The organism is Delftia sp. GW456-R20 (genome assembly GCF_001622915.1).
GTDB classification, from domain to species: domain Bacteria; phylum Pseudomonadota; class Gammaproteobacteria; order Burkholderiales; family Burkholderiaceae_C; genus Comamonas; species Comamonas acidovorans.
The window spans coordinates 708,294-731,036 of sequence record NZ_LWCN01000003.1 but is presented as its reverse complement, the minus strand read 5'-3'; the positions used below and the strand labels follow the sequence as shown (position 1 = coordinate 731,036).

At 66.7% G+C, this 22,743-nt stretch carries 7 protein-coding genes; 6 read left to right on the top strand and 1 reads right to left on the bottom strand.

Features of this window, described 5'->3' with window-relative positions:
- The first annotated feature begins 1 nt into the window (after position 1).
- The 5 genes from A4F85_RS04590 to A4F85_RS04570 all read left to right on the top strand — a co-directional run bounded on the left by A4F85_RS04590 (position 2) and on the right by A4F85_RS04570 (position 8,212).
- Positions 2-589 carry a hypothetical protein gene (locus A4F85_RS04590; RefSeq protein WP_063325785.1) on the top strand — a complete coding sequence of 196 codons (588 nt, stop codon included), beginning with the start codon at positions 2-4 and terminating at the stop codon, positions 587-589.
- 4 nt (positions 590-593) lie between these two features.
- On the top strand, positions 594-3,212 hold the full coding sequence (locus tag A4F85_RS04585) for a hypothetical protein (RefSeq protein WP_063325784.1): 2,619 nt from the start codon (positions 594-596) through the stop codon (positions 3,210-3,212).
- Complete coding sequence (locus A4F85_RS04580) at positions 3,205-4,368, top strand: hypothetical protein (RefSeq protein WP_156516931.1); 1,164 nt, start codon at positions 3,205-3,207, stop codon at positions 4,366-4,368. The genes A4F85_RS04585 and A4F85_RS04580 overlap by 8 nt, the downstream gene beginning before the upstream one ends.
- A complete protein-coding gene (locus A4F85_RS04575; protein WP_063325782.1) occupies positions 4,368-6,260 on the top strand; it encodes a hypothetical protein in 1,893 nt (630 codons plus the stop codon). Before A4F85_RS04580 ends, A4F85_RS04575 begins: the two co-directional genes overlap by 1 nt.
- Positions 6,261-6,331: 71 nt before the next feature.
- On the top strand, positions 6,332-8,212 hold the full coding sequence (locus A4F85_RS04570; protein WP_156516930.1) for a Nif11-like leader peptide family natural product precursor: 1,881 nt from the start codon (positions 6,332-6,334) through the stop codon (positions 8,210-8,212).
- Between the two features lies 1 nt (position 8,213).
- Here A4F85_RS04570 and A4F85_RS04565 read toward each other — a convergent pair whose 3' ends face one another.
- Entirely contained in the window at positions 8,214-8,750 is a 537-nt protein-coding gene (locus A4F85_RS04565) for a hypothetical protein (protein WP_156516929.1), read from the bottom strand.
- Positions 8,751-8,831: 81 nt separating this feature from the next.
- On the opposite strand from A4F85_RS04565, the gene A4F85_RS04560 reads away from it, so the two are divergent.
- A complete protein-coding gene (locus tag A4F85_RS04560; RefSeq protein ID WP_063325779.1) occupies positions 8,832-22,679 on the top strand; it encodes a PLxRFG domain-containing protein in 13,848 nt (4,615 codons plus the stop codon).
- Positions 22,680-22,743 lie beyond the last annotated feature (64 nt).

Sequence of the window (22,743 nt, the reverse complement as noted above, 5' to 3'; positions counted from 1 at the left end):
CATGCCCAAGACCCACCTGCGCCGCGAAGCCGAGCGCGAAATCGGCGCCCAGCGCTTTGACATCACCCCACAGGGCCTGTACCTGCCCCGCCTTGGCGCCATGGCCGCCGGCGAATACTTCGGCCGCGTCAACGGCGGTGCCTGGGCCAAGGAGGGCGACAACCTGATCGTGACCGAAGGCTTCGCGCACATGCTGAACGTGGCGTTCGGCAGCACGCCCAAGCCGGCCGGCTACTACCTTGCCATCTTCTCGGGCAACACTGCGCCCGCACCCAACTGGACCGCAGCATCGTTCGCGGCCGTGGCCAGCGAAATCGTGAGCATGACCGAAGGCCACACGGGTGCCACGCGCCCGGCCTGGACTGCGGCCAACACGAACACGGGCAGCATCGACAACATGGCCACGGTGGCCTCGCTGACCATCGCCACGGCCGGCACGCTGAACGTGACCGGCGCAGCTCTGCTGACCAGCAACCAGCGCGGCGGCACCACGGGCGCGCTGGTGTCGGCCTCGTTGTATGCGGCCGCGCGCACGTTTCAGAACGGCGACGTGTACGAGCTGGGCTACCGCATCAATCTGACGACCTGAGCGCATGCACCAGCCGCGCCCCTACGGCCTGCACGGCGACATTCGCAGCGAGGAAGATGCCGCCGCTGTCGAATCGCTGGTGCGCCGCCTCACGAACATCAAGAGCACCGGGAAACTGGACGGCTTGAAGTTGGTGCGGGCGCTGCCTGGCGGTGGCGTGGCCATCGCCACGGACATGGGCGGGGTGCTGCGCGTGATCGTGCAGAACCCGGTCCAATCGGAGCCCCAGGCCCCGGAGTTCGACGGTCGCGCTGGCATGCGCATCCCCATGTTGTTCTCGGGTGTGGTGCGGCAAGCCGTCTTGCAGGCCGGGGCTGGGCTGGTGATGGACCTGACCAGCATGGCCCAGCGCCGGCTGGCGCAATACAAGCCGGGGTCCAACGGGCAGGCGCCAGTCTCGCAGCGCCAGCGCCTGCAGCGCTTTGCCATCGAGTACGCCGAGTGGCATGCGGAGCTGAAGCCCAAGGGGGAGACATCGGCGCTTTTCACCCAGTACGCGGCACTGCGCCCCTCCTGGTTCTCGGGCAGCATGGCCACGGTCGTGCAGGTGGTCGGCGGCTACGGCAGGCAGGACTTGGAGGCCCTGCCCAAGGGCGCCATGGAGCGCATTGAAATGGTGCTGCCCGCGAAGGTGGCCGACCGCGTTCGCCTTCAACTGGGCAACGTGATGCTGCCCTGCTACACGGGCTCTCCGCCCGAGAAGGGCCAGATCCAGTACGACTACAAGTTTCAGGAGACGCATGGGGTCTGCATCGGCGGCGACGGCAAGCCGTGGCTGGTGCAGCTCAATACCCAGGGCGCTTATGCGATGCCGCTGCCGTTGGTGCCGGCCACGACGACGCCAGCATTTCGCGAGTATGTCGAGGAAGTGGGGGACGCCGAGCTGCAATGGTTGCTGGAGCGCTTCGGCGGCATGCCATCGGGCGAGAGCTTCCCCAGGGGGCCGAAGGCCTTCGAGGCCTGGCGGCGCGCGGGCGCCATCGTGAAGCTGGGCGAGCTGCGCGAGTTCTACGACTGCCTGGCCTACTCCAGCGCCTGCGGCTGGGCCTTCAACAAGCGGGGTAGCGAGGCCTTCAACACCTGCTACGAGTTCGGGGACGATGGCTTGCAGCGCGGCCATGCCTACAAGCTGCGCCTGAGCATGGGCGCGCTTCCTGATGGTGGAAAGCTGCCCACGGACTTCCATGTGGATGATCCTGAGGACGCGCGCGCGCTCAATGCCTACCTGTCCGCCCTGTACCGGCAACTGAGCAACAGGCCCGAGCACCTGGCGATCAAGTACAAGCTGCGCCGGGTGGGTGCCAGCGCGGTGCTGGCCCGCGCGCGCGGCGCCATGGGCTCCAACAGTCCGGTACCGGGCGAGATCGATTATTGGGACAACCTGGAGGCCCCGCCACTTTCGGGCGGATCGGCCAGCCTGGTGCGATCGGGCAGCGGCATCGTGTGGGCCGGAGGATCGCCGCGCTCGCATCCTCAGATCAAGTTTCCCGAGCCCTGGATGGATGGCTGCATCTCTCACGACTTCGGCCGGCTGGAGGGATCGCCGCCGCCCAGCACACCCCCGCGCTGCGACACGATCATGTACGGCTACTACGTGGGCGATGACCTCAAGGTGGTCAAGTATTTCCTGGATGACCGGGGCTTTGTCCAAGAGGTGGAAGACAACTTCGAGGAGTGCATGACCGTCGGGTCATGGACCAGCACGCAGACCACCGGCAGCAGTTCGCTGTTGGGCCGTTTTTACACGACCGACATTGATGAGCGCAAGGCGGCGGCTGAAACGACGACCGTCACCACTATCGTGGGCACGGACCTGGGCTACGACTCGCAACCGCACTTCGCCTTCGACTACATCTTCGCCACCTCGGGTGGAATTTGGCGAAACCGCTATTTCCAGCACAAGACCAATTCCAGCACCACCGGGGGCTATGGCATGACCGTGGCAGTTTGCGTGCCCTTCCTGGAGCGCAGCGCTGTATTCCACGCAAAGCGTGAGACGACGACCGGGGGGAGCAAGTCGGAATCGGTGTCCCTCGGCGCGGTGCGCGACCCCAACAGCTACCGCATGAACACCTATGACTTTGTGTGGGCCTGGTCGGGAACACCTTTCGACGGGAACATGTATACCGCCAAGGGTGTGAACCCCTCCCCAAAGGACGGAAACCCTATATGGGTGCGAGGCTACAACTACAACCCCGGAGGGTGCTCCGACTTCGCTGACCAGGGCGATTGGATGGGCTCGCTGCCCCAAGACTACACCTGGTTGGTGCACCCGAACCGCCATATCTGGCAGCACAGCGGCGGCGGCGGCGCACCCAAGATCAAGACATACAACATCACCGAAGGCAGCAAGTCCACCAATGACGGCGAGCTGCTGATCTCCATCGTTGAGCAACCGCGCCGCGTCAACAAAGACCCGCGCACCGGGTATTTCGTCATGTCCCCGGACGAGGCCGGGAATGTCTTCTACGTGGATGCCATCCACAACGCGGCTGGTGAGGCCGCCTACGCGAACTGCGACGAAGCGGATGCCGAGGCGCCGAAGCAGCGCTGGCGCACGGGCTACACGCGCCTGGCTGACCACCAGAGTGCGCATCACTTCCTGGGGGTAATCAATGAGTAAGTACCGCGACGACATGAACGACACGGCGGTGGCGCGCGACAGTACCTGGGTGCGGATCAAGACCGTGGCCGAGAGCACGGCCCGCGCCCGGGACATGCTGCTGTATGGATTGATGACCATGGTGGTGGAAACCGCCGTGGCTTCTGAGCAGTATGTGGACCGTGTGACCGGCATGCTGGCCGAAACCGCGCACGCCAGCGAGCAGTACCTGCAGAGCGTGAAGGCTGCCGGCCTGGTGCAGGAGCATGCTCGTGGGGCGGATGTGCTGGTGAGTGGCCTGCGCTTGGTGCTGGACGAGCACGCGCACGGCGCCGATGAGCTGGCCGGCGCCATGCGCACGCTGCTGGTGGAAAGTGCCAGTGCCAGCGACATGCTGGTGGACCAGCGCCAGGCCCGCCAACTGGTGCAGGAGAAAGCCCGCGCCAGAGACGCGCTGATCGCCTTGCAGACCACGCGAGTGACCGAGCAGGCACGCGGCACGGACCTGGCTCTCGGCCACGCCCGTGTGCTGGCGCTGGTATCCGAGCACGCGGCAGTCTCGGATGCGGTGATCGAGCACACGCAGGCGCGTTCCGTGCTGCTCATCGAAAAGGCAAGCGCCAGCGGCGAGGCCTTCGGCCGCCTGCAGGGCCGCGACCTGGTGATGGACGCGCCGGCCGTTGGCTGGGACGAGCTGGTGAGCCAGGGCGCGCTGCAGGGCCAGGCCTGGACCGCCGACGCGCGCAACTGGGCAATGAGCCGCTGGGCGCCGTTCGGGTTCACAGGGCTGGCCGTGATCGACGGCTCGCTGTATGCGACCGCGCCCGATGGCGTCTATGCGCTGGACGGCGCCGACGAAACCATGGTGGCCGAGGTGCGCACGGGCCTGATCGACATGACGGGCAAGCAGCTGGCGCTGCCCGTGGAGTCGCACATTGAGTACGAGTTACGCGGTACCGCAACGCTGGGGGTGACGCAGACGCAAACTGGTACGCCCAAGACCTTCACCTACCCGCTCAAGGCCCGGCCGGTGGCCGATGCGCTGACCAACGCGCGCTTCGAGTTCGGGCGCGGCCTGCAGGGCCGCCACTTCGCCTACACGCTGCGTCTGACCGGCCAGCAGGCCTACATCAACGACTGGACGGTGATCGCCACCGCCAGCACAAGGAGCATCTGATGACTGAACCAGTCTACGCAATGCAGACAGCGGTGAACGTTGTCACCGAGCGCATGGGCGCCCTCCAGAGTACGGCGCAGCAGTACAGCAGCATGCTGCAGGCTTCTCTGGCCTCGATGGCCAACATCCGCATGGGCGACGTGGCCCAGCCGTCGATCCTGCCGCCGCCTGCAACGCCTGTCCCGTCCATCAAGGTCGGCCAGCAGCCAACGTTCACGCCCGAGGCGTTGCAGACGCCGGCAGATCCGCTGGCCCCCAGTATCGACTCGCTGTTGTCCAAGCTGGACGTGGGCGACATGGACGCTCTGCCGCCCGCCCCGCAGATGCCGGCGCTGAACCTGCCTGCCGCGCCAGGCATGGCCGCGATCCCTGTGCCTGCCCGCCCGGCCATCGATACCACGGTGGAAATCCCGGCCGCGCCAAGCGTGACCATCCCCGAAATGGAGGCGCTGGAGCGCATCACGCTGCCGGCGTTTGAGTTCCCGCAGCTGCCCGACTTCGACGGCCAGGCTCCATCGGTGAACTTCACGGCGCCCAATGTGTTCATCAACTGGACCGAGCCCGTGTACGACTCGGAGCTGCTGCCCGAGCTGGAGGCCAAGGTGCGCTCGATGATCGCGGGCGGCACCGGCCTGCCGGCGCCCGTGGAAGATGCGCTGTTCGGTCGGGCACGCGAGCGCGACAGCGCAGAGACGCAGCGCGCGGTGCAGGAGGCCGTGGACACATGGGCCGCGCGCAACTTCACAATGCCGCCCGGCATGCTGGCCAAGCAGGCCAGCGTGGCGCGCGAGCAGGGCCGCATGCGCGCGGCCGAGTTGAACCGGGACATCCTGGTGGAGGCCGCGAAGTGGGAGATCGAGAGCATCCGCTTTGCCGTGACCCAAGGCATTGCCCTGGAGCAGCTGACCGCGAGCATCTACGACAACGCCTGCAAGCGCCTGTTCGAGGTGGCCCGCTTCCAGGCCGAGGCGCAAATCAGCGTGTTCAATGCACAGATCGGCCTGTTCAATGCGCAGAACGCGGCTTTCCAGACGCTGGCGCAGGTGTACCGCACGCGGCTGGATGGTGCGCTGGCGAAGCTGCAGGCCTACAAGACCGCCATCGACGGCCAGGTGGCCCTGGGCCAGATCAACCAGCAGCGCGTCGAGGTGTTCAAGGCCAAGATCGGCGCCGTGCAGGCCTCGGTGGAAGTGTTCTCCAGCCTGATGCGCGGCGCCCAGGTCCGGGCCGATGTCATCAAGAACCAGTTCGATGCCTACCGCGCAGACGTGCAGGCCTATGCGGAGCAGGTGGGGGCGGAGAAAGCCAAGTTCGACGCCTACGACTCCCAGGTGAAGGGCGAGCTGGGCAAGGCCGGCGTTTTCGAGGCCAACGCTCGCGCCTACGCATCGACCATCCAGGGCCTGGCCAGCAAGGCGGACATCAAGGTCAAGGGCGCGCAGCTCCGCATGGAGGCAGCGCGGGTCCACATCCAGAAGTACCAGGCGGACACCGACTCGTTCAAGGCCAAGCTGCAGGCCGGGTTGAACCGCGTGCAGTACGGCACACAGGTGTTCCAGGCCCAGGTGGACGGCTGGAGGGCGGCATCCCAGGCCAGCATCAGCGAAACCGAAATGCAGTCGCGCTTTGCGGACATGAACACCCGCATGGCGATTGCCTATTCGGAGATGCAGATGGGGCAGTACAACGCCAACATCAACAAGGCACACCAGCAGGCCCAGATCGCCCTCGAAGCGGCGAAGGCCATGGGCCAATACGCGGCGCAGTTGGCGGCCGGCGCCATGAGCGCCATGCACGTCTCGGCCAACGTCAGCGGATCGGGGAGCCAGAGCGATAGCTACAGCCGCAGCCAGAGCGAGAGCACAAGCACGAACCACAACTACAACTACTGAGCCTGCATAGGGCTTTGCGAAGTGAGGGTGCGCCAGAAAAATGCCCCTCAACGTGAACAGAAGGAGGCTCCATGCGAGGCTTTCAACCAGCTGCGGACAAGAAGGTCCCGGCAAAGAAGTCGGCCGGCCCCGTGCGCGGCCCCGGTACCGGAACTTCCGACCAGGTGAAGCAGCAGGTGCAGGACGGTACGTACATCATGCCGTCCGACAGCACCCAGGCAATCGGCGAGCAGGCCCTGGCCGCCATGGGCAAGGGCGATCCGGTGGACGTGAACTTGAGCAATGGCGAGTTCAAGATGCCGCCCGAGCAGGTGCATGCCATTGGCGTGCAGGCGCTGGACCAGATGAAGGCGGCCACCCACACGCCCGCCGCCGGGCGTGGCCTGCCAGCGCCGGCCCAGGCTCCGGGCGAGCCGCCCATGTTCTTCGCTGAAGGCGGCGAGGTGGACAAGGACAAGCCCAGCTACCCGTCCCCTACGAACATCTTCCCGGGCAACCGGCTGCCCGGCAACAGCGGCTCCACCAGCGCGCCGCCCGCGCCTGCAGCGGCCCCAGCACCGACAGCTGCAGCTGCAGCTCCAGCTCCTGCCGTGCCAGCGACACCGGGCAAGCGCTCGGACGAGCTGACCGCGCAGCTGCAAGGCCTGCCAGCGCCGCAGTTCCAACGCGATGTGGTGCAGCGCCAGGCGCTGGAGGGCCAGATTCAGCGCGCCCAGGCGAATGAGCGCTACGACTCGGCCGGCGCCCAGATGGCGGCAGAGGCGCGCGAAGCCGCCACGATGCGGATGAACCGCGCTGCCAATCGGCCGCTGGCTGCCGCCGCGCTACCGGCCAGCACTGGAGCGGCCGCACTGGCTGCGCACGATGCGGGTGGGGCTGGCGCTGGCCGCGGCTTCGTGAATCCGCCGCTGGTGTCGCCCCCCGCTGGGTCGCAAGCAGCTGCAGCGCCGCCTGCCGCGCCCGTGCCGCCGCCCGCCACCGCGCCGGCAGCCGCCGCGGCGCCCAGCGCCAGCCGGCCCGCCGCCCACGAATACGGCCCGCCCGCCAGCGCCGCGCCGCCTGCAGCCCCTGAGGTGATGCCCGGCATCTTCCGGGCCGGCAACAGCTACGGCGACAGCCAGCAGGCGGCCATCACTGGTGCTGCGCCGCGTGGCCTGCCCACCCCCGACGCCATGGCAGCCGCTGATGTGCTGGCCCAGCGCTCGCAGCAGGCCAGCGCCGGCCGCGTCGCCGCCGCGCCGGTCGAGCGTGGCTGGTCTGGCGTGATCGGCACGGACCCCGCGGCTGGGCGCGAGCGCCGCGAAGTGGTGTCTGCGCTGACCACGCCCGTGGCTGGCGCGCGCGGCCTGACCGCCGCCCAGCGCAACGGCATGCTCTCCCTGCTGGACCAGGAGGCGCGCGGCGCCCAGGCGAAGGCCAACAATGCCACGGCGCTCCAGCAGACCGAGATGCAGACCGGCACGCAGCGGGATCTGACCGCCATGCGCGAGGCGGGCGACAACGGGCGCGCCGCGCTGCGCGAGGCCGGCGAGACGAACCGGGCGGGGGCGCGCAACTCCATCGACCAAGGGCGCCTGGGCCTGGAGCAGCAGGTGCGTGGCTTTGACATTCGCGCCGGCCAGCGCCAGGAGCGCTTGCACCAGCGCTACGAGGCCGCGAAGACACCCGAGGAACGCAGCGCGATTGCCCAGCAAATCCGCGACCTGTCGGGCAAGACCGAGCAGGCCAATCGCTTCACGGTGGTGTCAGGCGGCCAGGAGTGGGACGCCGCTGCCGGCGCCATGCGCAACGTGCCGGCCCGGGTGCTCAACAACCAATCCGGCCAGTTTGTGGAGCAGAGTCCCGCCCCTGCTGGCCAACCCACAGGGCTGCCGAAGATTGGCGAGGCTCGCAATGGCTTCCGCTACAAGGGCGGTAATCCCAACATCGAGGCCAACTGGGAAAAGGTGTAAATCAGAGTTGGGCGGGCGAAGGCACGCTGCTTTGCAGGCAGTGCGCGTCAACCGCCTGGGCTTCTGGCCTGACGCCAGGCGGGAAGACGGTCACGATGATGCCGTCCGCTGCCCGGCAAAAGCGCGAGCCCGAGGGGGCGTAGTCCAGCCATGGCCCGGCCACTGAGCTGGTCGTGCGCTCGGCTGTCCATTGCCCAGCTGGCTGGCTGGGCACAGCTGCAATGGCCGGCTCCCTTATCGGTGCTGGGGCCGGGGCCTTGCGGTCCTTGAGAGCGCCGACCATGTTGACCACGGCAAACAGCCACGCCAGCACCAGAAAGCCAATTGGCCAGCCACCGCGCGCACGCTCACGGAACGCCAGGGCATACAGGCCGTAGCAAACTGCCGCCGCCGCGATGGGCAGGGAGGCCAGATACAGCCACTCCATCAGCGGCGACCGGGCAAACTTGATGAAAGGGTGAAAATAGGTGATAGCGCATACGAGTGCTAAGTTTGCTGCTATCAAAATATTTTGTCTTTTGGTTGTCGTGGCGCTCATTTCCTTACCTCCGCCTCCAACTATAACGGGGCGCCCTGTATAGGGTTCGACGCCATCGGGGGCGCACGTGAGCATGCGTGCATGACCGATGAAAAAAAACCTTGGGAACAGCAGTTCGACGGCGGCGCCACCGGCGCAGGTGCCCAGCCGTGGAAGCAAGACTACGGGCCTGACGCCGCTGATGCCCCGGCTGCCCCGCGCGGCTTGAAGGGCTGGGGCCGCGACATAGCGGCCACCGCCGTCAAGGGCGCCATTGCGGTGCCCGAGGCGCTGGTGGGCCTGGCCGACATTCCCACAGGCGGCGCTGCCGGCAAGGCGCTGGCCAACGAGGGCGGCACGGTGGGCCTGCGCTTCAGGCAGGCCAAGGAGATGGTCAACGACTGGCACTCCGACGCAACCAAGGAGGCGCAGCGCAAATTCCAAGAGGCTGATGGCATCGTGGACAAGACCGCTGTGGCCCTGTCGAACCCCAGCCTCATCGCTACTGCCGTGGGCGAATCGCTGCCATCAATGGGGGCCGGTGGCGTGGCTGCGCGCGGCCTGATGGCGGCAACCCGCCTGGGCAAGTTGGGCGCCACGGGCGCGGTGGTGGCCGGCGCTGCAGGAGAGGGCGTCACGATGGCGGGCTCCCAGGCAGAGCAGATTCGCCAAGAAACCGAGGACGGGCTGCTGACGCCTGGCCAAGCTGCGGCGGCTGTCGGAACGGGCGTTGTGGGCGGCGCCTTCAGCGTTGCGGGCGGCAAGGTGGCCCAGCGCCTGGGCATTGGCGACGCCGACACCATGATGGCTCAGGGCCTCAAGGGCGTGGACGAACAGATCGCGGGCAAGGCCGCCCAGGGCGCCGCGAATCCCCTGGTGGCCGAGGCCGCCGTCAAGAGCATCCCGCGCAAGGTCATCGAGGGCGCCATCGCTGAGGGCTTCTTGGAGGAACTGCCCCAGTCCATGGCCGAGCAGATTTTCCAGAACGTGGCGCTGGGCAAGCCCTGGCACGAAGAACTCGATTCGGCCGCAGTCATGGGCGTGCTGTCCGGCGGCGCCATGGGCGCTGGTGCTGCTGGCTTCCGCGGCTTCCGTGAATCCCGCGCCGCTGGCGAGCAGGCCGCGCCCGGCCAGGACGCCAAACCGCTGCAGCTGGGCTACAACCCCGATCCCCTGGTTGTCTTCCCCGATGGCACGGTGGGCACGCGCGCCCAGGTGGATGCCTATGTGGCCAGCCTGCCCGAGGGCGAGCAGCTGGCCGCCCGCGCCAAGCTGCTGAACCAGGGCGCCCAGGCCGCTGAAGCGCCAGCGCCTGCACAGGCCAATCCCGGCATGGCCCGCGTGCGCAACGAGTTCGCGCAGCAGCTGCGCGCGCTTCAGGAGCAGGAGCAGGGCGAGCCCAACGTGCCCCAGTCCGCGCCGCCCGATGGCGCCGCCGCGCTGGCCCAGCAACAGGCCGCCCGCGACATGGCGGCCGCCCGCGTGCAGGCCGACCGCGATGCCGAGCTGGCGGCCAGCCGCGCTGTGGAAACGCCCGACGACGAGATCCTGCAATCGACCGGCGCCGCGCAGCGCCCGTCCGAGGCCATGGGCCTGCGCAGCGGCCCGGCGGCCGGCACGCTGGAGGGCGCTGCGGCCATGTCGGTGGATACCGGCCTGTCGGCGCAGCTGCAACAGGCCGCCGCCCAGGCCCAGGCCGCCGAGTCCCAAGCCAAGCAGGCCAAGCAGCAGCCCAAGAAAGGGAAGCAGCAGGGGGGCTACGAGCCCGGCCAGCAGTGGCATTCCAAGAGCGGCGGCAGCTACACCATCGAGAGCGTTTCCGCTGACGGGAAGCTGGCGCTGGCCGACTTCGGGCGCGGCGACAAGGCCCAGGTGCATTTCGACGCGGAGACAGCCAACGGCTGGACTCTCAAGGGCGATCAGCAGCAGGCCCAGGCCGGCCAGGAGGTCGATCCCGACACGGGCGAGATTTCCGGACTGCACACGATGAGCGACTGGTCTGATGCTGATCTGTCCTCGGCCTTCCGTGGCGCACAGTCGCCAGACGTGCGCCGCGCGCTGGCCGGCGAACTGAGCCGCCGCCGCGCGATCCGCCAGGAGGGCGAGCTGCAGGCAGAGCTTCAGGCCGACCTCGCCGCGCAGGACCTACCCGATGCGCCCGACGACGCCTTTGCCAGCACCCAGGAGGACGCCGGCCCGGTGCCCGAGCGCATCGAGGTTCAGGGCGCCCAGGAAGCCCCGGCCCAGGCCCCGGCGCACGCCCCGGGCTCGCAGGCCCAGGGCGCCAACGTGGCGACCCTGGCCCAGCTCAACCGCAAGAAGCTGGCCGAGATGAGCACCGACGAGCTCCACCAGCTGTCGAGCCTGCTGCCGGCCGACCACGCGCGCCAACAGAAGATTCAAAAAGCGATCAAAAACCGCGCGCAAAAAGCGCCGAATGCTATCAATGAAGGAGCGAAAAACGATGGCACGCAAACCCCTGAAGCCCAGCAAGGTGGCGCGCAACCTGCGCAAGCGCCTGCAGCGCCAGCAGTACCTGCAGCTGCGCCCGCACCAGCAGGAGGGACTGAGCCTGCTGCCCAAGTCCCTGGCATTCAACAAGCTGGCGCTGCATCTGGGCCTGCCGCCCAAGGACTGACCGATGGCACGACCCCAACTCAAGACGATGGCCGTGAAGCAGGCGCGCCGGCTGCGCCGCAAGCTCAAGCGCAAGAGCCTGCCCGCGAGTTCCCAGCAAAGCGCCGTGCTGACGCTGGCGCACAGTGGACCCGCATGCCTGCCGCAGAGCGATCCGCGCTGGTCCAGCGCCTGGACGGAGTAGCGCCCGTCCTGGCGAAGAACCTGCCGCGCGCGGTGTGGGAGAACCTGAATTCGGACATCCAGGGCAAGCTGGCCGACGCCATGGCGCCGCGTGAGCAGCAGGCCGCCAAGGCAGCACCAGCCCCCGCGCCCAAGAAGTCCAAAGCCGCTGAGCAGAAAGAGGCGGTGGACCGCGTTTCAGCCAAGTACCTGGGCGGCGCCCAGGTGGGCGACGCCATCACGCTGTCCAAAGACTTTGAGTACGCGACCGGCCAGAAGGCATACCGGATCGAGAGCATCACAGCCAAGGGTGAGGTACACGTCATCGATCCGGCGCGCGGCAGCCGGACCTCGTTCAGGCTGGACCTGGCCCACGCCAACAAGGTCACGTACACCGTGGCCAAAGCGGCCGAGCAGGGCGCTCCTGCGGAGACTCCGGCGCAGGCCCAACCGGCAGACCGCTTCGCCGACAACAAGCTGTTCACTGCCGACAAGGTGGCCGCGGCGCGCGAGCGCATGCGCAAGAAGCTGGGCACGCTCAACAGCGGCATCGACCCCGAGCTGCTGGTGGACGGCATGACCATCGCGGGTGCCTACATCGAGTCCGGCGTGCGCAACTTCACCCAGTACGCCAAGGCCATGATCGATGACATGGGCGACGGTGTGAAGCCCTACCTGCTGTCCTTCTGGGAGGGTGCGCGCAACTACCCAGGCCTGGACAACGCGGGCATGACCGACCCTGCCGAGTCGGCCCGCCAGCACCAGGCGCTGCTGACGTCCGAGGCGCGCGAGCAGGCCGCCGAGCAGCTGGGCGAGGCCGTGGCCAAGCCTGCCAAGCGCGCCAAGAAGACCGGCGTCAAGGGCGACATGACACTGACCCAGGATTGGGGCGTGGAGCACATCGACGGCTACGGCAACGCCGACCGCGAAACCGGCAACGGCACGAAGGATGCCTTCCTGAAGGAGGCCAAGCAGTACCTGAACGCGGTGGCCGACGAGCTGGCCGCCGCTGGCTTCACCCCGCACTCCGACGCCAAGGGCAAGCCGGGCAAGGCCGTGAGCGTGAACGAGAGCGGCATGGCCGGCAGCGGCGACGTGACCCTGACGGTGCAGCACCCCGAGACGGGCACCAACGTCTACGTTCATGTGGGCGACACGGCCCTACGCGGCATGTTCCCCAGCACGGCCAGCGGCATTGCGGTGATGGCGCGCACTTCCCAGGCGGTGGGCGATACCTACGCCACCAAGGGCCAGAACCGCTGGATGCCCGTTGATCTGTCGGCCTCCGACCTCGCGGCATTGCTGCTGCGCGACGCGCGCGGTACCATGGAAGCGCAAACGCGCACGACTGAAACCAAGGAAGTAAGCAATGGAAATCCTGAGCAACCAGGACGTGCAGCGGATCAAGGCCGAGCACCAGAGGTATCTGGACGAGGGCGCCGAGATAACGATCCCGCTGCACCAGCGGATTCTGGCGACCTGGAAAGCCGACAGCCCGGCGATGTATCTGCGCCTGCGGACGCAGGGCGTGCTGGAGGCGATGGCGTTCGTGTGCCAGCAACGGATGTGGGAAGAGCAGGCCCGGTTGATCAAGGCGGGAATGCCGGTGACGGACGCACGGGAGCAGGCGGAGCGCGAGCACCTGATGCTGGAGCCAGAAAGCAGCGCAGCGTAAAGGCGCCCGAGGAAGTCAGCCCTGCCAACCCTGGCCCCGGCAACTTCCACCTCGACAACCCTCTTGAAATCGTCGGCGGCACGCCCGTTGCCCGTTTCGACAAGAACATGGCAGCCATCGAGCTGCTGAACCAGCTGCGCGAGAGCGAGCGCCAAGCCACCGCAGAAGAACAGCGCACACTGGCTGGGTACACCGGCTGGGGTTCGTTCGGCCAGGAGCTTTTCCAGGGCACCTGGGCCAAGGCCATGCCAAAGGCTGGCTGGGAGAAGCGCGACCAGTGGCTGCGCGACCACCTGGGCCAGGACGAATGGGAGTCTGCCCAGCGCTCGATCACCAACGCCCACTACACCGACCCACCAACCGTGATGGCCATGTGGGACATGGTGAAGCGCATGGGCTTCAGCGGTGGCCGCGTGCTGGAGCCGTCCATGGGCATTGGCAACTTCTTCGGCATGATGCCTGCCGACATCAAGGGCCGTAGCCACCTGGCTGGCATCGAGCTGGACAGCCTGACCGGGGCCATGGCCACGCGCCTGTACCCGGACGCCAACGTCAAGATCATGGGCTACCAGGAGTCCAAGACGCCGGACGACTTCTACGACGTGGTGATCGGCAACTGGCCGTTCGAGAACACGGTCATCGCAGACCGCCGGTACAACACGCTGTCGCCGTTCCTGCATGACTACTTTTTCCTGAAAGCGCTCGATCAGGTCCGGCCGGGCGGGCTGGTGGTGGGCATCACGTCCAACGGCACCATGGACAAGAAGGCGACCCGTATCCGGGCCGCCCTGGCGCGCAAGGCCGAGCTGGTCACGTCGATCCGGCTGCCCTCGGGCGCCTTCCAGGAGTACGCGGGCACCAAGGTGGTCACTGACATCGTGATCCTGAAGAAGCGCCCCCAGGCCCTGAGCCTGACGCCCAATGAGCCGTGGATCAACTCGGTAGCCGTGAAGACGCCGGCCGGACCAGAGGTGTTCATCAACGAGTTCTATGCGCAGAACCCGGGCAACGTGATCGGCACCACCGACTACGGCCACGGCACCACGCGCATGCAGCCCGGCATGATCGTCCACCGCCCGGACAACATGGCCGAGCGCCTGCGCGATGCGGTGAACCTCGTGCCCGAGGGGGTATTCAGCAAGGAAGACCGCACGAAGCACCTCAGCTATGTGACGAACCACACCGCTGACCGCGAGGGCTCCTTGAGCGAGCAGAATGGCCGGCTGTACGTGGTGCGCGGCGAACACCTTGCACCGGCCCAGGAAGTGCGCAAGTACGCGCTCAAGAGCGAGGCGGCCACGGCGGAGCGCGAGCGCGAGCTGCGTGCGCTGATCGACATGCGCCGCAAGTACGCCGCGCTGATCGAGGCAGAGCGCACCGGCGATGCCGATGACGCTCGCAACGGGCTGCGCGAGGCCTATGACGCCTTCGGCAAGGCCCACGGCGACTTGAGCGATAGCTTCGGCCTGGACTACCTGCGCAAGATTGACGACCCGTTCTACCCGGCGCTGGCCGCGCTGACGGTCAACGGCAAGCCCTCGGAAATCCTGAGCAAGAGCACGATCCGCGGCGCGCGTGGCATGGAGAACCCCACGCCGCAGGACGCCTATGTGCTGGCGCGCAACCGCTCTGTCGAGCCCACCCTGGCCGAGATTGCCGCGCTCGCTGGCAAGCCCGAAGCCGAGGTGCGCGCCGCCCTGGTGAAGTCGGGCGCGGTGTTTGAGGCCCCGAACGGCGACGTGGTGCCCTCCGACATCTACCTGTCGGGCAATGTGCGCCAGAAGTTGCGCGAAGCACAAGCGGCGCTGGCCGAAGGCGACAAGGCCATGGAGCGCAACGTGGCCGAGCTGAAGAAGGTCATCCCCGAGGATGTGCCGTACTTCAACATCGAGAGCCAGCTGGGCGCCACCTGGGTGCCGGCCCGGGCCTACGCCGAGTACGTGGCCCACATGCTCAACCGGCCCAGCACCAACGGCATCGAGGCCACCTTCCTCAACGGGCGCTGGAAGATTCGCCTGCCCGATGGCGCCAACCACTGGACCGAGGCCCGCACCGGCTTCGGCACGGGCGAGTACCCATTCAGCAAGCTGGTCAACGCCGCTTTCACCAACCAGACGGTGAAGATCCGCCGCAAGGACAGCGACGGCAACGAGTACGTGGACACCGAGGCCTCCGACGAAGCCAACGCCCGCATCGGCGACATCCGCGCCAAGTTCGGCGAGTGGCTGTGGTCCGACCCCGAGCGCCGCACGGCGCTGGAAGCGGAATACAACGAGTCGCGCAACGCCTACGCCACGCCGAAGTACGACGGGTCATTTCTCCACCTGGACGGCATGGCCCTGAGCCTGGGCCGTGGGCCGTTCAACCTCCGTCAGCACCAGGTCAACGCCATCTGGCGCGCGCTGGTCAACCGCCGTTCGCTCAACGCGCATGAAGTCGGCACCGGCAAGACCTTCACCATGGGCGGCATCGCCGTGGAGTCGCGTCGCTACGGCATTGCCAAGAAGCCCGTGCTGCTGGCCCACAACGCCAACAGTGCCAGCGTGGCCGCCGAAATCCAGATGATGTACCCGGCCGCCAAGGTGCTGTACATCGACAACCTGGACAAAGACAGCATCGCGGTGCGCATGCGCCAGATCGCCAACGACGACTGGGACACCATCGTCATGCCGCACTCGCTGATCGACCGGCTCAGCTTCCGCGAGGAAACGCTGATGGAGATGGCGCGCGAGGACATCCGCTCGCTGGAGGAAGAGGCCTATGCCGCAGCTGAGGAAGACGGCGTCGAGCTGACCGCCAAGATGATGGACGACGAGGACGAGCTGAAGAAGGTCCGTTCCATCACCGCCAAAGAGCTGGTCAAGGCGCGCAACAGGATCATCGAGACGATCAAGAAGCAGGCCATGCAGTCATCGCGTGAGGGCGCGATCCCGTTTGAAGACCTGGGCATCGACATGGTGCTGGTGGACGAGGCGCACGAATTCAAGAAGCCGCCCATCAGCACGCGCATGAACATGAAGGGCCTGAACACCCAGACCTCGAACCGCTCGATTGCGCTGCAGTTCATCACCCGCTACATCCGGGCCAACAACTTCGGCGGCAATGTCCACACCTTCACCGGCACGCCCATCACCAACACGCTGACGGAGATCTTCCACCAGATGCGCTACGTGATGGAGGACGAGATGAAGGCCGCAGGCGTGGAATCCTGGGACGGCTGGTTTGGCTCGTTCGCCAAGGAAGTGCAGGACGTGGAGCTGTCGGCGGCCGGCGAGTACGAGGCCATCAACCGTCTGGCCGGCTTCATCAACGTGCCCGAGCTGCGCCGCATGATCGGCCAGTACATGGACGTGGTGTTTGCCGAGGACATGCCGGAAATGCAGCCGCGCAAGGTCAATGGCAAAACTCTGACCAGCGCCGACCTGGCCGAAGCCGAGCGGGCCGAGTTGCTGAACGGCCGCACCGAGAACGCCACCGACCGCCCCTATAAGAAGGTGGTCAACGTCACCAGCGACCTGACCGACGAGCAAAGCCGTATCTTCTCGCAGCTGCAGGGCTACGCGCGCTCCTGGCGCAACATGAGCGGCAAAGCCCGCAAGGAGGCTATGTACGCGGGGGCGCCCGAGTCGCCCATCATCACCGAGGGGCTGGCCAACAAGGCGAGCTTCGACGTGCGCCTGATGGATGACGAAGCCTATGCTGGGCAGGAGGGCAGCGTGCCCGACTCGCCCGGCAGCAAGGCCTCCAAGGTGGTGGGCAACGTGCTGGAGATCTACAACTCCGACGACCGCGCCGCACAGGTGATCTTTGCCGAGCAGGGCTTTTCCACGTCCAAGGACAAGAGCATGGGGCGCGACCCCAGCGGCAAGAAGATCACGCGCCGCGCCAAGACCTTCTCCACTATGCGCGACATCGTTGAGCGCCTGGTGCAGGGCGGCATCCCGCGCGAGCAGATCGCCATCGTGGACGGCAGCACCAGCAAGGAAAAGCGCAAGGAGATTGCCAACGCCATGAACGCGCTCACCGTCCGCGTGGTGATCGGCTCCACCGACACCCTGGGCGTGGGCGTGAACATGCAGCGCAACCTGCGCGCCATGCACCACATGGACGCGCCCTACATGCCGGGCGAGCTGGAGCAGCGCAACGGGCGCGGCCTGCGGCAGGGTAACCAGTGGAATACGGTGCTCGAGTACCGCTACATGACCGACCGCCTGGACGGCCGCCGCTGGCAGATTCTGGCGATCAAGCAGCGGTTTATCACTGCCTTCATGAAGGCCAACAGCGACGCGCGCGTGATCGAGGGTGATGCGGCCAGCGACGAGGAAAGCGACATCGTCCAGTCGTTTTCGGAGGCCGCGGGTGATCCCCGCATCCTGATCCGGGCCAAGCTGCGCAAGAACGTCGAGGCCCTGCAGCGCGCCGAGCGCATGCACGGCAACGGCGTGGCCGACGCGCGCCGCAACATGCGCAACGCCGAAGAGGCCATCCAGTGGAACCGCGGCATGCTGCGCCAGATGCGGGCCAACGATCTACCGCAGCGCCTGCGCGCCATGATGCAGGCGCAGTCGGAGAATTTCACTGCGACGGTGCAGGGCCAGGCCTTCGACAACCGCAAGGACGCCGAGGACGCCATCGACAAGTTCCTGAAGACGGAAATGCGGATGGAGCAGTCCGGCGTGACGGTGGCCACCTACCGCGACCAGACCATTACCGCGCGCTGGCCGTCGCTGTCGAGCCAACCCGAGCTGGTGATGGAAGTGGGCGGGCAGGAATTCAGCAGCGGTGGTCTGCGGGGCCTGGAGCAGCAGGTGCGCAACTTCCCCGGCCGCATCGAGAAGGTGGAGGGTGTGATCGCCGAGCGCGAGGCCAGCATCGAGCGCCTGCAGCAAGTGAGCAAAGCGCCCTTTGCCCGCGCTGTGGACTTGGAGGCCGCGCAGAAGCGCCTTGAGGCCCTGGAGAAAGACATCGAGGTGAACCCGGTGCCGCCGCCCGCCTGGCTGCGCGCTGGCGCGCCCGTGGATTCCGAGGCCTTCCGCGCCGGCCGCCCGTTCGTGGTGACGGGTCACCGGTGGACCAAGGACGGCTGGTTTGTGCTGGGCCAGGACGCCAAGGGCGAGATGGCCATCCCCTTCACCGAGGTGATGGATGCACAGGGCATGCCGCTGTACGAGGCGCGCGAGTTCAACGCGCCCGAGGTGATCGAGAAGGACGGGAGCACCGCGCCGGCAGCCGGAGTCCCCGTTGCCGTGCCGGATGCCGCCGGCGCCGGCCAGGGCGCGGCCGACTTCCAGGGCGAGGCCAAGCGCCGCCCAGGCAGCGCACAGGACAAGGCCGTGATGCAGGCCATCGCCGATGGCAAGAGCGCCCGCGATGTGCTGCGCCTGGTCGCCGAGCAGTCCAAGGATCCATTCCTGCGCAAGGTGGCACGCCTGCTGCTGCGCGCCGGCATCACGCCCAATGTGCAGTTCGGCCACATTGGCAAGACCGTCAAGGGCACGCCGATCCATGGCCAGTACCGGGGCCGTAGCGACACCATCGCCATGGCGGGCAGCGCTGAGTACGCGGCCGAGCGCATCTTCATGCACGAAGCCATGCACGCGGCCACCATGCGCGCGCTGGCCAAGGGTGGGCTGCCCAAGATGCAGCTGCAAAAGCTGCTGGAGCATGTTCGCAAGCAGAAGGGCGCGGCGGGCTTCTACGGCACGACCAACGTGGACGAGTTCGTTGCCGAGGTGTTCACAAACCCGGATTTCCAGCGGGCCCTGCGCCAGATGACGGCGCCCAACGCCTCCACGCTCAAGACCGCCTGGGACTCCTTCCTGCGCACCCTTAAGCGAATCCTGGGCCTGAACGCCGATGCCACAGATGCGCTGTCCCAGGCGCTGGAGTTGGGAGTGGCGGCCATGCGCCAGGACATGGCGCTGCGCACGCAGGGAGTGCGAAGTGGCAAGAACGCAGATAGCGCCGAAGAATCCAGCGATTTGCAGCGGGCGCGTGTTTTGCAGGGCCAGCCTGTGGCTGTTCTGCGCTTGGAGGATGCTCCGGCCGGTGGCTTTGCCGATATTGAGCGCTGGGCTGCAGATTTGTTCGCCCGCCAAGGCGGGGGGGCGTTCAACCCAGAGATTGGAGAGGTGGTGCTTGATGCGCGCGCTGCCAAGAGCTCGCTGGCGCATGGCGGCGCAAACGCCGCAAAGAAGATTGCCTTTGCAGCCGTCAAGGATGTGATCGAGAAGGGAGCGCTGGTTTACCGGACGGCGGTGGGCAACAAAGACAGCTTCTATGTGTCTGCGCCAGTGCGATTGTCTGGCCGCGACAACATTGTGACGGTGTTGGTACGCCGGGACCACAACACGCAACGCATGTATTTGCATAGCGTGTCCACAAAAGAAAATCTCCTGAATCCGAGAGTATCCAGTGTTGATGCAGCCAAGGCGGCATCCGAACGGTCTGGCTCAACGAATTCAGGAGACGAAGCCAGTGTAGCAAACGAGGTGCAGCGCATCAAGGCAACGTCCGCCGAGGTGGCGCGTGAGCTCCATCGGTTGCTGACGCTGGATACCACTGGGGATGACGTGGCCAACTTCGGCGCCGACGACCTGGCGCGGCTGAAGACCAGTGCGCTCGATCAGATCAGCCAGTCCCTGTCCCACCCGGGCAAGGTGAGCTGGTGGGACAAGAGTTTCGGCACCATGCGCAATCTCGCCGAGCGCGTGCCGCAGTTCAAACCCGTCTTCGAGGCGGCCCAGCGCTTCATCGATGACGTGTCCATGCTCGCCAACGACGCGGCCGACTTCGCGCCGCGCCTGATGCCACGCGTCGAGACGCTGGCTGACCTGAAGAAGAAGCCCATCACCGCCGACGACAACAAGGCCGTGGCCAAGCCGCTTTTCGAGGGCACGCTGATGTGGGCGCGCGACGTGGACGGCACGCCCGTGACCACCGAAGCGCTGAATGCCAAGTACCGCAACGTGAGCGCCGACGAGAAGGCCCAGATCATGCTGCGCACCGGCAAGCTGGACGACCGCGTGTTGAAGATGTGGAAGGGCATGCCGCTGGAGTCTTTCGAGTCGGCTGTAAACAGCAGATTTGATAGCACGATTCTCAAGCCCGGTGTTGTCTGGAGTGGGAAAGAGCTGAAAGATTTGTTCAAGCTGAGCGACCAGCAGTTGAGCCTGTACCAGGAGGCGCGCGCCGCCATCGACCGCAGCATCGACGTGACAGCGCGCACCGACATGCTGCGCGTGCTGGGCGAGCAGTTCGCGGGCCTGCGCGACGTGGTGCTGGAGCAGCAGAACCTGAAGGACGCATTCACCCTGGTGGTGGACACGCTGCAGGACGAGGCCCGCGCCAACCCGGATATGGCCGACCGCCTGATGCAGATGAACAACGCCGTGGTGAATCGCTACGAAACCGCGTCCGAGCTGATGGCGAAGGGCTACGCGCCGCTGTCGCGCTTCGGCCGGTACACCGTGGACGTTGTGGACCAGGCTGGCGAGCGCCAGTTTTTCGGCATGTTCGAGAGCATGCGCGAAGCCAACCAGATGGCCATGAAGATGCGCGACGTGTTCAAGGGCGCGAACGTGACGCAGGGCACCATGAGCCAGCAGGCATTCAAGCTGTTCGCAGGCATCACCCCTGAGAGCCTGGAGCAGTTCGGTTCGATGCTGGGCCTGCAGGGCGACGGCAACGATGCCAAGGACAAGGCTTTCCAGGCCTACCTGCAGCTGGCGAAGAACAACCACAGCGCCCTGAAGCGCCTTATTCACCGCAAGGGCATCGACGGCTACAGCGAGGACGTGGGCCGCGTCCTGGCCAGTTTCGTCTACAGCAATGCCCGCCTGGGCTCTGGCGGATTGAATGCCGGCACCATGGAGCAAGCCGTCGAGGCGATCCCCAAGGAAATGGGCGAGCTGCGCGACGTTGCCATGGGCTTGCGCTCCTACATCCAGGACCCACAGGAGGAAGGCCAGGCCGTGCGGGGCATGCTGTTCGCCCAGTACCTGGGAGGATCTGTGGCCTCGGCCTTCGTCAACATGACTCAGCCTTTCCAGATCACCATGCCCTGGCTGTCTCAGTACGGCGGCATGCGCAAGGCGGCCGGCCAGATGGCACGCGCGCTGAAGGACATGGGCACCAAGGGGTTCAAGTACGAGGCGGATTTGGCGCGGGCGCTGCAGCTGGCCGAGGATGACGGCACGGTGAGCCCGCAGGAAATCCACCAGCTGATGGCGCAGGCCCGGGGCACCGGCTCGCTGCGCACGGGCGACGGCACCAAGCTGGGCGACGCGCGCGCCGCGGCATCCAACAACTGGGAGCGCGTCAAGGTGGCCTGGGGCCAGCCGTTCGCCCTGGCCGAGCAGTTCAACCGCCGCAGCACGTTCATTGCCTCCTACCGGATCGCCAAGGACCAGGGCATCGCGGACCCGGGCCAGTTCGCCCGCAAGGCCGTGCTCGAAACCCAGTTTCTCTACTCGAAGGCCAACAAGATGCGCTTCGGGCGCGGCGCAGTGGGGGGCACCCTCATGACGTTCCGGACCTACAGCGTCTCCTACCTTGAGCTGATGAACCGGATGTGGAACCAGGGCGAGGCCGGCAGCCCAGAGCGTGCGGCCGGCCGCCGCGCGGTGGGCTGGGCCGTGGCCATGCTGCTGCTGATGGGGGGAGCTGGGGGCCTGCCGTTCGTTGAGGACATCGAGGACTTGATCGACGGCGCCGGACAGTTGATGGGCTACAACCTGAGCAGCAAGCAGGTGCGCAAGGAGTTCCTGGCCAGCGTGGTGGGCAAGGAGCTGGCGGACTTCGCCGAGCAGGGCGTTTCCGGCCTGCCGGGCGCGCCTATCGACGTGTCGGGCCGCCTTGGCATGGGCAACCTGATCCCCGGTACCGGCCTGTTCATGAACAAGCAGAACCGCGAGCGCGATCTTCTTGAGATTGCCGGCCCGGCCGGCGACCTGGTGGCACGCGGTTTCACCGGGGCGCGCAAGGCCCTGACGGGCGACGTTGCTGGCGCTGCCATGGAGTTCTCGCCCACCGCCGTGCGCAATGCCGCCAAGGGCATCGACATGGCCACCAGCGGCATCTACAAGGACACGAAGGGCTACAAGGTCATCGACGTGTCGCTGGCAGAGGCCGCCAGCAAGTTCATCGGCTTCCAGCCGAAGAACGTGGCCGAGGTCCAGGAGGCGAACAGCTTCATGCAGCGCACCAAGTCGTTCTACACGGCGACCAGCAGCGACATCAAGGCGCAGTGGGCACAGGCGCTGTTTGAAAAGGACGACGCGGCGCTGCAGCGCGTGCGCGACCGGCTGTCCGCCTGGAACCGCGACAACCCCGAACAGCCGATCAAGGTGAGCATCCCCGACATCATGAAGCGCGTGCGCCAGATGGGTAAGGACAAGGCTGACCGGATCGCCGACACGTCGCCCAAGGCACTGCGTGCGCAGATGCGGGAGATGGCGCAGGAAGCGAGCCGCTGACCCGGTATAGGGTTGGGCGATAAGGGCATGCCTCGGAACACTCCGGGGCATGAAACCCGAAACC